Annotated in this window: 9 protein-coding genes and 6 tRNA genes; 4 read left to right on the top strand and 11 right to left on the bottom strand. The window is 49.8% G+C overall.

Features of this window, described 5'->3' with window-relative positions:
• Positions 1–102: 102 nt before the first annotated feature.
• The 3 genes from FAH67_RS02450 to FAH67_RS02460 all read left to right on the top strand — a co-directional run bounded on the left by FAH67_RS02450 (position 103) and on the right by FAH67_RS02460 (position 5,799).
• Positions 103–1,881: a transferrin-binding protein-like solute binding protein gene (locus FAH67_RS02450; RefSeq protein WP_003679542.1), complete on the top strand. Its 1,779-nt coding sequence runs from the start codon at positions 103–105 to the stop codon at positions 1,879–1,881.
• 86 nt (positions 1,882–1,967) lie between these two features.
• Positions 1,968–4,700 carry a lactoferrin/transferrin family TonB-dependent receptor gene (locus tag FAH67_RS02455; protein ID WP_039863556.1) on the top strand — a complete coding sequence of 911 codons (2,733 nt, stop codon included), beginning with the start codon at positions 1,968–1,970 and terminating at the stop codon, positions 4,698–4,700.
• A 91-nt stretch (positions 4,701–4,791) separates the two neighbouring features.
• Entirely contained in the window at positions 4,792–5,799 is a 1,008-nt protein-coding gene (locus FAH67_RS02460; protein ID WP_112890728.1) for an IS5 family transposase, read from the top strand.
• 344 nt (positions 5,800–6,143) lie between these two features.
• Here FAH67_RS02460 and FAH67_RS02470 read toward each other — a convergent pair.
• The 10 genes from FAH67_RS02470 to ccoG all read right to left on the bottom strand — a co-directional run bounded on the left by FAH67_RS02470 (position 6,144) and on the right by ccoG (position 10,111).
• Positions 6,144–6,233, bottom strand: a tRNA-Leu gene (locus FAH67_RS02470).
• Between the two features lie 21 nt (positions 6,234–6,254).
• Positions 6,255–6,332, bottom strand: a tRNA-Cys gene (locus tag FAH67_RS11485).
• 10 nt (positions 6,333–6,342) lie between these two features.
• Positions 6,343–6,416, bottom strand: a tRNA-Cys gene (locus FAH67_RS02475).
• A 36-nt stretch (positions 6,417–6,452) separates the two neighbouring features.
• Positions 6,453–6,528 (bottom strand) — tRNA-Gly (locus tag FAH67_RS02480).
• Positions 6,529–6,549: 21 nt separating this feature from the next.
• Positions 6,550–6,625: transfer RNA gene (locus FAH67_RS02485), tRNA-Gly, on the bottom strand.
• A 24-nt stretch (positions 6,626–6,649) separates the two neighbouring features.
• Positions 6,650–6,725, bottom strand: a tRNA-Gly gene (locus tag FAH67_RS02490).
• Between the two features lie 94 nt (positions 6,726–6,819).
• Positions 6,820–7,380, bottom strand: a complete 561-nt coding sequence (gene pgsA, locus FAH67_RS02495; protein WP_003679552.1) for a CDP-diacylglycerol--glycerol-3-phosphate 3-phosphatidyltransferase — start codon at positions 7,378–7,380, stop codon at positions 6,820–6,822.
• 44 nt (positions 7,381–7,424) lie between these two features.
• Positions 7,425–7,937, bottom strand: a complete 513-nt coding sequence (locus FAH67_RS02500) for a type IV secretion protein Rhs (protein WP_232500794.1) — start codon at positions 7,935–7,937, stop codon at positions 7,425–7,427.
• A gap of 117 nt (positions 7,938–8,054) precedes the next feature.
• Positions 8,055–8,564, bottom strand: a complete 510-nt coding sequence (locus FAH67_RS02505) for a FixH family protein (protein ID WP_003679555.1) — start codon at positions 8,562–8,564, stop codon at positions 8,055–8,057.
• A 62-nt stretch (positions 8,565–8,626) separates the two neighbouring features.
• Positions 8,627–10,111 (bottom strand): cytochrome c oxidase accessory protein CcoG, encoded by a 1,485-nt coding sequence (ccoG, locus tag FAH67_RS02510; RefSeq protein WP_003679556.1) that lies wholly within the window; start codon positions 10,109–10,111, stop codon positions 8,627–8,629.
• A gap of 449 nt (positions 10,112–10,560) precedes the next feature.
• Here ccoG and tkt point away from each other — a divergent pair, with 449 nt between their 5' ends.
• A complete protein-coding gene (gene tkt, locus FAH67_RS02515; RefSeq protein ID WP_039863558.1) occupies positions 10,561–12,540 on the top strand; it encodes a transketolase in 1,980 nt (659 codons plus the stop codon).
• 66 nt (positions 12,541–12,606) lie between these two features.
• Here tkt and clpA read toward each other — a convergent pair whose 3' ends face one another.
• Positions 12,607–14,886 (bottom strand): ATP-dependent Clp protease ATP-binding subunit ClpA, encoded by a 2,280-nt coding sequence (gene clpA, locus FAH67_RS02520; RefSeq protein ID WP_003679560.1) that lies wholly within the window; start codon positions 14,884–14,886, stop codon positions 12,607–12,609.

The raw sequence follows: 14,886 nt of genomic DNA on the forward strand, positions 1-14,886 counted from the left end.
GGATGTGCGGGTGTTTTTTTGTGAAAGTACGTCAGAAAATGTTTGCGAATTACATTTTAATTTAATACAATACAAACTATTATCATTTTTAAAAAAGTTAATATGAAAAAATCACTTATTGCCCAAGCAGCCGGCATCCTGCCTGTGCTGCTGCTTTCTGCCTGCGCGGGCGGCGGCAGTTTCGATTTGGACAGCGTGGAAACGAAACCGCACAACCCGCAGCCCGAAGCACCGAAATATCAAGACGAACAGACCGAAAAACCGGCAAAACCCGATGAGGCGCAGGCGGCGGAAAACGAACGTTCTGCTTACGGTTTTGCAGCCAAAATACCGCGTCGGAACTGGTACAAAAATAAAGAAGATCATAAGGCATTATCAGAAGCGGATTGGGAGAAATTAGGTGCGGGTGAGCCGGGTGAGTTTCGCCAAAAGAATGAGATTTTTGCGATGGATAAGGGTACGCTGAACGAATCCATCACAACGGGCGACGGCAAAAGCCGTGTGGAAGGATACACGGCTTTCAAGTATGTCGGCTCGGGCTATATCTACCGCAACGGTGCCAATAAAATCGATCTCAAAAACGATATCGCCCTTTTCGGTCCGGACGGCTACCTTTTCTACAAAGGCAGTAATCCTTCCCAAGCTCTGCCGACGGGCAAGGCGATTTATAAAGGTACTTGGGATTATGTAACCGATGCCAAGGGAAAACAGAAGTTTCCCCAGTTGGGTAGTCCGCCAGCGGGGGATAGGTACGGGGCTTTGTCTGCCGAGGAAGCGGATGTGTTGCGCAATGAAAGCGAGGCACCGGAAGGTCAGACCGATTTCGGGCTGACCAGCGAGTTTAAGGTGGACTTCGCCGCCAAGACCATGACCGGCGCGCTCTACCGCAATAACCGGATTACCCATAACGAAACCGAAAATAAAACCAAACAAATTAAACGGTACGACATTCAGGCTAACCTGCACGGCAACCGCTTCAAAGGTAAGGCGTTGGCCGCGGATAAAGATACTGGGAACGGTCATCCCTTCGTTTCTGATTCTGACAGTCTGGAAGGTGGTTTCTACGGGCCTCAGGGCGACGAGTTGGGCGGTAAGTTTTTGGCAAAAGATAAGAAAGTGCTTGCCGTATTCAGCGCGAAACAGAAAGACGGTGCAGAAAAACCATTGGCTGAAACCTTTATGGACGCTTACCGCATCGGTGCGGATTTTGTGAAAAAACAGATAGACAGCTTCGGCAACGTGGCCAAACTGCTGATTGACGGCGTGGAGCTTTCACTGCTGCCGTCTGAGGGCAATAAGGCGGCATTTCAACACGGGATTGAGCAAAACGGCGTGAAGGCAACGGTGTGTTGTTCCAACTTGGATTACATGAGTTTTGGGAAGCTGTCAAAAGAAAATAAAGACGATATGTTCCTGCAAGGTGTCCGCACTCCGGTATCCGATGTGGCGGCAAGGACGGAGGCAAACGCCAAATATCGCGGCACTTGGTACGGATATATTGTTAACGGTACGAGCTGGAGCGGCGAAGCCTCCAATCAGGAAAGTGGTAATAGGGCAGAGTTTGACGTGAATTTTGCCAAGAAAACCCTCAACGGTATGCTGACGGCGAAAGATCGCATTGACCCTGCATTCACCATCACTGCCCAGATTCAGGGCAACGGTTTTTCAGGTGTGGCGAAAACCGGTGAAAAAGGCTTTGCATTGGATCCAAAAAGTACCATCGATCCGGTCTATACGCACATTCAGGCGGATGTATCCGGTGGCTTCTACGGCAAAAACGCCATTGAGATGGGCGGATCGTTCTCCGGAAACACATTGGGGGGAGAAAACGGCAAGGCGGCAGTGGTATTTGGTGCGAAACGCCAACAGCTTGTGCAATAAGCACGGCTGCCGAACAATCGAAAATAAGGCTTCAGACGGCACCGTTCCTTCCGATGCCGTCTGAAAGCGAAGATTAGGGAAACACTATGCAACAGCAACATTTGTTCCGATTCAATATTTTATGCCTGTCTTTAATGACTGCGCTGCCCGCTTATGCAGAAAATGTGCAAGCCGGACAAGCACAGGAAAAACAGTTGGATACCATACAGGTAAAAGCCAAAAAACAGAAAACCCGCCGTGATAACGAAGTAACCGGGCTGGGCAAACTGGTCAAATCTTCCGAGACGCTAAGCAAAGAACAGGTTTTGAATATCCGAGATCTGACCCGTTACGATCCGGGTATTGCCGTGGTCGAACAGGGTCGGGGCGCAAGTTCCGGCTATTCAATACGCGGCATGGATAAAAACCGCGTTTCCTTAACGGTGGACGGCGTTTCGCAAATACAGTCTTACACCGCGCAGGCGGCATTGGGCGGGACGAGGACGGCAGGCAGCAGCGGCGCGATCAATGAAATCGAGTATGAAAACGTCAAGGCTGTCGAAATCAGCAAGGGTTCGAATTCATCAGAATACGGAAACGGCGCATTGGCAGGTTCGGTCGCATTTCAAACCAAAACCGCAGCCGACATTATCGGAGAGGGAAAACAGTGGGGCATTCAGAGTAAAACTGCCTATTCTGGAAAAGACCATGCCCTGACACAGTCCCTTGCGCTTGCCGGACGCAGCGGCGACGGCGCGGAAGCCCTCCTTATTTATACCAAACGGCGGGGTCAGGAAATCCATGCGCATAAAGATGCCGGCAAGGGTGTGCAGAGCTTCAACCGGCTGATGCCGGTCGAGGATACCAATACGTACGCAAATTTCATTGTCGAAGAAGAATGCCCCAATGGATATGCGGCCTGTAAAGACAATGCGAAAAAAGATGCTTTGGCCAAAGATGAGCGCAAAACCGTCAGCACGCAGGATTATACCGGCCCCAGCCGCTTCCTTGCGGACCCGCTTGAGTATGGCAGCCAATCATGGTTGTTCCGACCGGGTTGGCATTTGGACAACCGCCATTATGTCGGAGCCGTTCTTGAACGTACGCAGCAGACCTTTGATACACGGGATATGACTGTTCCTGCCTATTTTACCGAGGCCGATCTGAATGAAAGTGTCCGGAGAAACGGTACGCCGAGCGGCTTTGGCAAATATTCGGGCAATAATAAGGCCGAAAGGCTGTTTGTTCAGGGAGAGAGCGGTACATTGCAGGGTATCGGTTACGGTACCGGCGTGTTTTATGATGAACGCCATACTAAAAACCGCTACGGGGTCGAATATGTTTACCATAATGCTGACAAGGATACCTGGGCCGATTACGCCCGACTTTCTTATGACCGGCAAGGTATAGATTTGGACAACCATTTGCAGCAGACGCATTGCTCTCACGACGGTTCGGATAAAAATTGCCGTCCCGACGGCAATAAACCGTATTCCTTCTATAAATCCGACCGGATGATTTATGAAGAAAGCCGAAACCTGTTCCAAGCAGTATTTAAAAAGGCATTTGATACGGCCAAAATCCGTCACAATTTGAGTATCAATCTAGGGTACGACCGCTTTAAGTCGCAATTGTCCCACAGCGATTATTATCTGCAAAACGCAGTTCAGGCATATGGATCGAAAACTCCGGAAGGGGCGCAGTCGCCCAACGGAAGCCAAGGCAAACCGTATTGGGTGTCTATCGGCAAGACCACGGTCAATACATCGCCGATATGCCGTTTCGGCAATAACACCTATACAGACTGCACACCGAGGAATATCAGCGGCAACGGTTATTATGCAGCCGTTCAAGACAATGTCCGTTTGGGCAGGTGGGCAGATGTCGGAGCAGGCATACGTTACGATTACCGCAGTACGCATTCGGAAGATAATAGTGTCTCTACCGGTACTCACCGCAACCTTTCTTGGAACGCAGGCGTAGTCCTCAAACCTTTCACCTGGATGGATTTGACTTATCGCGCTTCTACGGGCTTCCGTCTGCCGTCGTTTGCCGAAATGTACGGCTGGAGAGCCGGGGAGTCTTTGAAAACGTTGGATCTGAAACCGGAAAAATCCTTTAATAGAGAGGCAGGTATTGTATTTAAAGGGGACTTCGGCAATTTGGAAGCCAGCTATTTCAACAATGCCTATCGCGACCTGATTGCATTCGGTTATGAAACCCGAACTCAAAACGGGCAAACTTCGGCTTCTGGCGACCCCGGATACCGAAATGCTCAAAATGCACGGATAGCCGGTATCAATATTTTGGGTAAAATCGATTGGCACGGTGTATGGGGCGGGTTGCCGGACGGGTTGTATTCCACGCTTGCCTATAACCGTATCAAGGTCAAAGATGCCGATATACGCGCCGACAGGACGTTTGTAACTTCATACCTCTTTGATGCCGTCCAACCTTCACGATATGTATTGGGTTTGGGTTACGACCATCCTGACGGAATATGGGGCATCAATACGATGTTTACTTATTCCAAGGCAAAATCTGTTGACGAACTGCTCGGCAGCCAGGCGCTGTTGAACGGTAATGCCAATGCTAAAAAAGCAGCATCACGGCGGACGCGGCCTTGGTATGTTACGGATGTTTCCGGATATTACAATATCAAGAAACACCTGACCCTGCGCGCAGGCGTGTATAACCTCTTCAACTACCGGTATACCACTTGGGAGTCTGTGAGGCAGACCGCCGAAGGAGCGGTCAATAGGCACAATAATGTCGGCAGGTATAACCGCTACGCCGCACCGGGACGAAATTACACTCTTACTTTAGAGATGAAGTTTTGATCTAAGCAGCCGTGCGTCAAGGCAATAGGAGACCCTTGCAAAATTCCCCCAAATCCCCTAAATTCCCACCAAGACATTTAGGGGATTTCTCATGAGTACCTTCTTCCGGCAAACCGCACAAGCCATGATTGCCAAACACATCGACCGCTTCCCACTATTGAAGTTGGATCAAGTGATTGATTGGCAGCCGATCGAACAATACCTGAACCGTCAAAGAATCCGTTACCTCCGAGACCACCGCGGCCGTCCCGCCTATCCCCTGTTGTCCATGTTCAAAGCCGTCCTGCTCGGACAATGGCACAGCCTCTCCGATCCCGAACTCGAACACAGCCTTATTACCCGCATCGATTTCAACCTGTTTTGCCGTTTCGACGAGTTGAGCATCCCCGATTACAGCACCTTATGCCGCTACCACAACCGGCTGAAGCAAGACGACAACCTGTCCGAATTACTGGAACTGATTAACCGCCAACTGACCGAAAAAAACCTAAAAGTAGAGAAAGCATCCGCCGCCGTCATTGACACCACCATTATTCAGACCGCCGGCAGCAAACAGCGTCAGGCCATAGAAGTTAATGAAGAAGGACAAGTCAGCGGCCAAACCACACCGAGTAAAGACAGAGATGCCCGTTGGACAAAGAAAAACGGCCTCTACAGACTCGGTTACAAACAACATACCCGTACCGATGCGGAAGGCTATATCGAGAAACTGCACATTACCCCCGCCAATACCCATGAGTGCAAATACCTGTTGCCTTTGCTGGAAGGGATAGCCGAAGATACGACCGTCTATGCCGACAAAGGCTACGACAGTAAGGAAAACCGGCAGCATCTGAAAGAACATCAGTTACTGGACGGCATTATGCGCAAAGCCTGCCGCAACCGTCCGCTGACGGAAAATCAAACGAAGCGTAACCAGTATTTATCGAAAACCCGTTATGTGGTCGAACAAAGCTTCGGTACGCTGCACCGTAAATTCCGCTATGCCCGGGCAGCCTATTTTGGTCTGCTCAAAGTGAGTGCGCAAAGCCATCTGAAGGCGATGTGTTTGAACCTGTTGAAAGCGGCCAACAGGCTAAGTGCGCCCGCTGCCGCCTAAAAAGCAGCCCGGATGCCTGATTATCAGGTATCCGAGGAGGATTAAGGGGGTATTTGGGTAAAATCAGGAGGTATTGGGGGAGAGAAACAGCCGAAAACCTGTGTTTGGGTTTCGGCTGTTGGGGAAAAGGAATTTTGCAAAGGTCTCATTAGGGTAGAAGTGTATCTGTTGGAGTATTTGTAAAAGCTGTTGAGGTATTTAGGTGTGAATAGATGAAATGAGACGATGCTATAACCAGTAAAATAAAAATGACTGGAAGTTTTTTAGTCTATTTATATTTATGTTTTTTAATTGATGGTTTGAGATTGGAATAGACAAAAAAATAACCGCTTAAAAGCGGTAAATGGTGCCCGGAGCCGGAATCGAACCGGCACGGCCGGTTTAGGGCCGACGGATTTTAAGTCCGTTGTGTCTACCTATTTCACCACCCGGGCGTAGACAATAAATTGAGAGATTGGTGGCGGGGGCGCGGATTTGAACCGGCCTGTATAAGGGTTGCACCCCTTATAGCATAAACACTCTGCCACCCCGCCATGAAATGGATGGAGGCGAGAGTCGGAATCGAACCGGCGTAGACGGATTTGCAATCCGCTGCATAACCACTTTGCTATCTCGCCAAATAAACTACTTTGGAGTGTTTGTAGTATTGAAACTGGAGCGGGAAACGAGTCTCGAACTCGCGACCTCAACCTTGGCAAGGTTGCGCTCTACCAACTGAGCTATTCCCGCGTATTCGGATGCATGATTTAATGGAGCGGGAAACGAGTCTCGAACTCGCGACCTCAACCTTGGCAAGGTTGCGCTCTACCAACTGAGCTATTCCCGCATTTGAGTGCATCTGAAATTAAACTGGAGCGGGAAACGAGTCTCGAACTCGCGACCTCAACCTTGGCAAGGTTGCGCTCTACCAACTGAGCTATTCCCGCTCTGATATTTGTTGCTTCGTATATCGAAGAAGACGCAATTATTATGGATTTAATCGTGTGCGTCAAGTGTTTTGTTTTTATTTTTTTAAAAATTTTATTTGAATTCTTTCCACGCCATTTTCAGGTAGTAGCACATGGACCAGATGGTCAATACAGATGCTATAAACATCAATATGTTACCAATGAGATAGAAAGGGTCGTTATATTTGTCCGTGCCGATAAGCAAAAGGAAGATGGCGATCATTTGGGCAGTGGTTTTGAATTTGCCGATAGTGGCTACTGCAACGCTGCCGCGTTTTCCCATTTGTGCCATCCATTCGCGTAGGGCGGAAATGGTGATTTCTCGGCCGATAATAATCATGGCGAAGATGGCGTATGTTCTGCCAAGGCTGACGAGCAGGAGTAGGGCAACGGCAACCATAAGTTTGTCGGCAACGGGATCGAGGAATGCGCCAAAGTCGGAGGTTTGTTTCCAGCGACGTGCCAAAAAGCCGTCAAACCAGTCTGTAATAGCTGCAAGTGCAAAGATGATGGCGGCTGTCCAATTGACGGTTTGTGGTTGAATCCATGTGTTCGGTAAATAGAATAGGATGGTGAACACGGGGATTAATAGGACGCGCATCCAGGTAAGTAAAATAGGTATGTTCCAAGGCATGGTTGGGGACCTTTTGGATGATGTGTCGGATTGTCCATTATAGCTTATTTGCTCGTTGGGCTTTTTTGAGTGTTGTTTTTTGCCGACAAGTAACGTGGGCATAGGGCTTTGTTATGCGGGTTGTGAAGAAAGTCTGTTAAGGCTGTCTGAAAAATGGGTTGTTGAGGGGTGTAAATATTTTTGGGCAGGTAAGTGGATGCAAAATAGTGGGCAACGAGGTCGGCTTGCTGCTCGATATTGAGTTGGTTGAAGTGAGGCAAAGGCATGGGATAGGCGTAAGCTTTGTGTTTCCTATATCCGCCTTTGAGCATAATGAATAAACCGGATAACCAAACTTTGTGACCGCGCTGGTGTTGCCAGACGTGTGTCAGCTCATGAATCAGCCAGATTTTGTAAGCGATGCCGGCTTGAGTGAAATCATCAGGGCAGTGTTTGAGCGGGAAATATATATTTCCATTGGGGGCAATAGCGGTATTAGGGTTGGGCAGGAAGGGGATGCCGCGATATATTTTAATGCGATTGAAGTCTATACCGTCGGAAAAAACCTGTTTTGCCATACGGACTTCGTTTTTGGTCAGTCTGCGCCAATTGGAAAAAATCATATTTTAAAGAATGATAGAGGATAAAAAGATGTTCAGGCCGTCTGAAAGTTTCAGACGGCCTGAGTATGGGATTTATTGTTCTTCTGAAGCAGCTTGTTTGCCGTTGTTGAACAATTTGTCCATAGGCGTCAGATTGACTGCATTGCCTTGGCTGACTATCCATTTGTTTTCAACACGCCACACGCCTGAGGTATCTTCAACTCGTAAATACCAATGGTTGGTTTGATGGAGAGGTTTGAAAATGGCTTCGTATTCCATGCGGCCGTTTTGTGGTTCGGACGTTACGGCGCGCAGCTTGACGGTTTGGTCGTCAGCTTTGCGTGTCGGGTGCATCAGCAGCAGGTTTAATGGCTGTTTGGGATCGAATTGTCCACTGACGAATACTTTGGCGGCATTCATATCCGGACTGATTAAAACCTGCACTTGAATCTGCCTTTTAACGGCTTCTTCATCGCGGTGAAGCTGGATTTCGATGTGTTTGCCGTCTTTATAGTAATCGTCGGAAACCAAGTCTGTCGTATGTTCTTTTGCGACGAAGAACATAGACACGCTGGCGATAACGACAAAGATTGGACCTGCCATCAGCACCCAAGGCCAAATGTGTTTATACCAAGGCTTAGTGGGATTGGGTTTGGACACCGTTGTTATTCTCCAATAAAGGTTGCTTTTTCATTCAAGACAGTCGGTTCGGCATCAGCGGCATTGGTTTCACGATATGCGAAAGTGAATTCAATCGGCTGGCTGCCTTTTTCGGCGTACTCGGGGATAGTGGACACTTGAACCGGAATGGTCACGGTTTCGCGTGGCGCAATTTTAATACCGTTTTCTGGCAAGCCGGTCAAGGCGATATCATCAAAACCTTTGACTGTTGCAGTAACGGTCTGTTCATGTTCACTCTTATTAATAATGCGCAGGTTGTAGGCATTTTCCAACCAGCCTTGGCTGTTTTCACGAACCATCACGCCACGGTCTTTCAGAATATCCACTTCGACCATTTTACGGGTGGCAATACCGGTTAAGAAAGCAATAATAACCACAAACAATACTGCACCATAACCTGCAACGCGAGGGCGTTTCAGGCGTTTTTTGATGTCGCTTTCAGGGTATTCATGCTCCATTGCGCCTTCGGTGGTATAACGGATCAGGCCACGCGGATAACCCATTTTGTCCATGATTTCATCACAAGCATCGATACAGGCTGCACAACCGATGCATTGGTATTGCAGACCGTCGCGGATGTCGATACCGACGGGGCAGACTTGTACACACATGGTGCAGTTGATGCAGTCGCCCAAGCCGCTGTCTTCTTTGTTGGCGGTTTTTTTGCGTGCACCGCGAGGTTCGCCGCGTTCGGTATCGTAGGAAATAATCAGCGTGTCTTTGTCAAACATTGCACTTTGGAAGCGTGCATATGGGCACATATGCAGGCACACTTTTTCGCGCATAATGTGGGCAAAGAAGAAGGTCATGAATCCATAAAACGCTGCAGCAAACATTGCGCCGCCGCCTGCTGCTCCGGTGAATAAATCGGGAACAAACTGGCGGATAGGGACAAACCAGCCTGCAAAAGTTATACCTGTCCATGCACAGACAAGGAAAATCAGTAGGTATTTGGTGACTTTAATGCGGATTTTAGTAAAGTTCCAAGGCGATTTTTCCAGTTTTAAACGTTTGTTGCGGTCGCCTTCAACCAAGTTGTCGATCCAAAGCATGATTTCGGTGTAAACCGTTTGCGGGCAAGAATAGCCGCACCACAAACGACCGGCAATGGTTGTCCACCAAAACAGTCCGAAAGCACAAATCATCAACAGCAAGGCAAGGTAAATCAAATCGCCCATGCCCAGTGACAGGCCAAAAATGAAAAAATGACGGTCAGGAATATCAAATAAAACTGCCTGACGGTTACTCCAGTTAAACCATGGAATTACGTAAAATACAAACTGGGTCGCCAATACGGCGGCAATACGCAGTTTGGCAAAGCGTCCTTCTGCTTTTTTCGGATGGATGCGTTCGCCTTCGGGATGAATTTGAATTACGCTGGATTTTGGTTTGGAAGGTTTGGGCGGAGTGGCTTTTGCCGTTTTTTCTGTTGAGTGTGTGGTGTTTTCCGCTTGGTTTTCGGGTGACATAATCAGTGTTCCTTAATCGAAGTGCACACAAGCCTTTTGTCATGGTAGTAGTTTGATGCGAGTATTTTCAGACGGCCTTGGACGTGCATATAAAATCATAACATTTGGCTCTATGCAAAGCAAAAGCAGGGTTTGGCCTTAACAATAGTTGCGGTACTCCTGCCTCATACAAGGCCGTCTGAAAAGAGCAGTATTCAAAGACTTACGGAATAAGCGTAGGTTTATACTTATAGTGATTTCCTATTTATCCGATAAAAAATTTACAACATACTGTTTCAAAACGAAATAACAGTTAATATCATCTATCCCGTCCGTTTCAGACGGCTTATTGGAAATCATGCCGTCTGACAATGCAAATATCAAAGGCTATTCTTGAAAGCACGGCTGATTCAGGCGATAATCGGCACACTTTTCTCATATTTCCAATCTTGTCCAAGGAAGGTCAAACCATGTCTCAACTGGCAAACGCAATCCGCTTCCTCTCGGCCGATGCCGTTCAAAAAGCCAATTCCGGCCACCCCGGCGCGCCTATGGGTATGGCGGAAATGGCGGAAACATTGTGGACGAAATTCCTCAATCACAATCCCGCCAACCCCAAATTCTACAACCGCGACCGCTTCGTCCTCTCCAACGGCCACGCGTCCATGCTGTTGTACAGCCTGCTGCACCTGACCGGCTACAAGCTGGGCATTGATGATCTGAAAAACTTCCGCCAACTGCACAGCAAAACCCCCGGCCATCCTGAATATGGCTACACTGACGGCGTGGAAACCACAACCGGCCCATTGGGACAAGGTATTGCCAACGCTGTGGGCATGGCTTTGGCCGAAAAAATCCTGGCTGCCGAATTCAATAAAGACGGTTTGAATATCGTTGACCACCACACCTACGTCTTCATGGGCGACGGCTGCCTGATGGAAGGCGTATCGCATGAAGCCTGCTCACTTGCCGGTACTTTGGGCTTGGGTAAACTGATTGTTTTATATGATGACAACAATATTTCCATCGATGGTAAAGTGGACGGTTGGTTTACCGAAAACATTCCGCAACGTTTTGAAAGCTACGGCTGGCATGTGATTCCAAATGTAAACGGTCATGATACTGATGCCATTCAGACGGCCATTGAAGCGGCCAAAGCCGAAACCGGCAAACCTTCCCTGATTTGCTGCAAAACCTTAATCGGTAAAGGCAGTGCCAACAAAGAAGGCAGCCATAAAACCCACGGTGCGCCTTTGGGTGCGGACGAGATCGAAGCCACGCGCAAACATTTGGGTTGGGATTATCCTGCGTTTGAAATCCCTCAAGAAATCTATGCTGCATGGGATGCAAAAGAAAAAGGCGCGAAACTTGAGGCCGAATGGAACGAACTCTTCGCTCAATATCAAGCCAAATATCCTGCAGAGGCTGCAGAATTCGTGCGCCGCATGGATAAAAAACTGCCTGAAAACTTCGATGCTTATGTTCAAGCCGCATTGAAAGAAGTGTGTGTCAAAGCAGAAACCATCGCCACCCGTAAAGCCAGCCAAAACAGCATCGAAATCTTGGCAAAAGAGCTGCCTGAATTGGTGGGCGGTTCTGCCGACTTGACCCCGTCTAACCTGACTGACTGGTCAAACAGCGTTTCCGTTACCCGCGAACACGGCGGCAACTATATTCACTACGGTGTGCGCGAGTTCGGCATGGGCGCAATCATGAACGGCCTTACCCTGCATGGCGGTGTTAAACCATTCGGCGCGACTTTCCTGATGTTCAGCGAGTACGAACGCAACGCCCTGCGTATGGCTTCACTGATGAAAATCAACCCTGTATTTGTGTTCACCCACGATTCCATCGGTTTGGGCGAAGACGGCCCGACCCACCAACCTATCGAACAAACTGCCACTCTGCGCCTGATTCCGAATATGGATGTATGGCGTCCATGCGATACCGTTGAATCTTTGGTAGCGTGGTCTGAAGCCGTTAAAGCGGCCGATCATCCGTCCAGCTTGATTTTCAGCCGTCAAAACCTGAAATTCCAAGCGCGTGATGAGCAACAGCTGAACGACATCAAACGCGGCGGCTATGTCATCAGCGAAGCCCAAGGCAACGCGCAAGCCGTCATCATTGCCACCGGTTCCGAGGTTGGATTGGCTTTGGAAGCGCAAAAAGCCCTCGCCGCACAAAACATCGCCGTGCGCGTCGTTTCCATGCCGTCCACCAACGTGTTCGACCGCCAAGACACCGCCTATAAAGCCGCCGTCCTGCCCGAAGGCCTGCTGCGCGTTGCCGTAGAAGCCGGACACGCCGACGGCTGGTACAAATACGTCGGACTGAACGGTGCAGTGGTCGGTATCAACCGCTTCGGCGAGTCTGCACCTGCTGACTTGCTGTTCAAAGAATTCGGCTTTACCGTAGACAATGTGGTTGCCACTGTTAAATCCGTTTTGTAAATCAGATTTTTGATTGAGATAAAAAGGCCGTCTGAAATTTCAGACGGCCTTTTATTTTTTAACCGGTTAAACAGTTTCTGCTTCAGGTTTGACCTTGCTTTTCTTAAACTTCAACACGGCTTCTTCTTTTGCTGCATCCCAGTCTATCAGCACAAAGCCACCGTCGGCGAGTTTTCCGAACAGGAGTTCGTCGGCGAGTGGTTTGCGGATTTTTTCCTGAATCAGGCGGTTCATTGGGCGTGCACCCATTTGTGGATCGAAACCTTTTTCCGCCAGATATTTGTGCAATGCCGGCGTGAATTCGGCTTCGACTTTTTTGTCGAGGAGCTGGTGTTCGAGCTGGAGCAGGAATTTGTCCACGACTTTGACGATGATGGGTTCGGACAAGGGTGCAAACGGGATAATTGCGTCCAAGCGGTTGCGGAATTCGGGCGTGAAGAGTTTGTTGATCGCCTGCATTTCGTCGCCGCGTTCGCGTTTGGCGGTAAAGCCGAGGCTGGGGCGGCTGAGGCTTTCCGCGCCCGCATTGGTGGTCATAATCAGGATGACGTTGCGGAAATCGGCGCTCTTGCCGTTGTTGTCGGTCAGTTTGCCTGCGTCCATGACTTGCAGGAGGACGTTGAAAATGTCGGGGTGGGCTTTTTCGATTTCGTCCAAGAGCAACACGCAATGCGGCTGCTTGTTGACGGCTTCTGTCAAAAGGCCACCTTGTTCGAAGCCGACATAGCCCGGCGGCGCGCCGATAAGGCGCGATACGGCGTGTGGCTCCATGTATTCGGACATGTCGAAGCGTTGCAGCGGTACGCCCATCGAGTAGGCAAGCTGCTTGGCGACTTCGGTTTTGCCGACGCCGGTCGGACCGGAGAAGAGGAAGCTGCCTATGGGTTTGTCGGGCAGGGCGAGGCCGGAGCGCGACATTTTGACGGCGGCAACCAGCGCGTCGATGGCGTTTTCTTGACCGTAAACCATGTTTTTCAAATCGCGGCCGAGGAATTGCAGCACTTGTTTGTCGTCGTGCGACACGGTTTTTTCAGGAATCCGTGCGACTTTGGCGATGACGGTTTCGATTTGCGCTTTGCCGATGACTTTTTTCTGTTTGGATTTGGGCAGAATCCTTTGCGCAGCGCCTGCTTCGTCCATTACGTCGATGGCTTTGTCGGGCAGGAAACGCTCGTTGATGTAGCGGGCGGAGAGTTCGGCGGCGGCTTCGAGCGCGCCTTGCGTGTAGCGCACTTGGTGGAAGCCTTCGAACATCGGCTTCAAGCCGCGCAGGATTTGCACGGTTTCGGAAACGGTGGGTTCGACCACGTCGATTTTTTGGAAGCGGCGGCTTAAGGCGTGGTCTTTGTCGAAAATGGTGCGGTATTCGTCGTAAGTGGTCGCGCCGATGCAGCGCAGCGAGCCTTTCGCCAGCGCGGGTTTGAGCAGGTTGGACGCATCCATTGTGCCGCCGCCGGTGCTGCCCGCGCCGATGATGGTGTGGATTTCGTCGATAAACAAAATCGCGTGCGGGATTTTTTCGAGCTGTTTCAAGACGGATTTGACCCGCGCTTCAAAGTCGCCGCGGTATTTTGTACCCGCCAAAAGCGAACCCATATCCAACGCGTACACTTCGGCATCTTTAAGCGCGTCGGGAATGTCGCCGTTGACGATTTGGTGTGCCAAACCTTCTGCCAGTGCGGTTTTGCCCACGCCAGCCTCGCCGACCAAAAGCGGATTGTTTTTGCGGCGGCGGCACAGGATTTGCACCAGCCGTTCCATTTCGTGTTTGCGACCAATCAAAGGGTCGATACGGCCGGCTTTGACTTCGGCGTTGAGGTTGACGGTGTAGTCGGAAAGGGAGCCGGTTTTCTGTTCCGCTTCTTCGCCCTCGCGTCCCAGGCCGTCTGAATCATTGCCATCTTCGTCATCGGGCGAGCCATGGGCAATGCAACGCAAGACTTCGAAGCGCGTAATGGATTGCAATTTGAGGAAATAAACGGCATGGCTTTCGGATTCGCTCATCATGGCAACCAAAATATCCAAAGGCTCTACTGCGGCTTTGCCGGCAGACTGGGTATGCACCATCGCCCGTTGGATGACGCGTTGGAAGCCCAATGTCGGCTGGGTTTCGACCGTATCCAGAAGATGATCGGGAATTTGCGGCGTGTTTTCAGCAACGCTGGCCGCAAGCTGCTCGGACAGGATTTTTAAATCCGCACCACACAGTTTCAAGACGTTCGGTACAGCCGCATCTTCTTCTATCAGCACCAAAAGCAGGTGTTCCAAGCTGATAAACTCATAACGGGCGTTGCGTGCTTCACGATAGAGCAGTTGCAGGATGTGTTCCAATTCGGGTGAAAGCAT

The organism is Neisseria flavescens (assembly GCF_005221285.1).
Classification (GTDB): Bacteria; Pseudomonadota; Gammaproteobacteria; order Burkholderiales; family Neisseriaceae; genus Neisseria; species Neisseria flavescens.